The sequence below is a fragment of the Tenacibaculum aiptasiae genome, assembly GCF_008806755.1.
Taxonomy (GTDB): Bacteria; Bacteroidota; Bacteroidia; order Flavobacteriales; family Flavobacteriaceae; genus Polaribacter; species Polaribacter aiptasiae.
The window spans coordinates 1-373 of sequence record NZ_WAAU01000002.1 but is presented as its reverse complement, the minus strand read 5'-3'; the positions used below and the strand labels follow the sequence as shown (position 1 = coordinate 373).

Annotated in this window: 1 pseudogene; it reads left to right on the top strand. The window is 37.3% G+C overall.

Features of this window, described 5'->3' with window-relative positions:
• Nucleotides 1-373 (top strand): annotated as a pseudogene (locus F7018_RS00035) (gliding motility-associated C-terminal domain-containing protein); the annotation flags it as partial.

Below are 373 nucleotides of genomic sequence, written 5' to 3'. Positions count from 1 at the left end.
TTGCTGCAACAGCACCATGTACAGGAAACGATACAGCTACGATTATATTGATACTTAGTAATAATGGAATTTGTCAAGACACTGACGGTGATGGTATACCAGATATCACAGATGTAGATGATGATAATGATGGAATTCCAGATACTGAAGAAGGAACAGGAGATACTGATGGAGATGGAATTATTGATAGTTTAGATTTAGACAGTGATAATGATGGTATCTTAGATGTAGATGAAGGAGGTAATGGTTCATTAGATACGAATGGAGATGGAGTTATTGATTCTCATGATTTAGGGTTTGTTGATGCTAACAATGATGGTCAAGCAGATGGATCAGTAGATGCAAATGAAGAGCCAGATACTGATGGAGATGG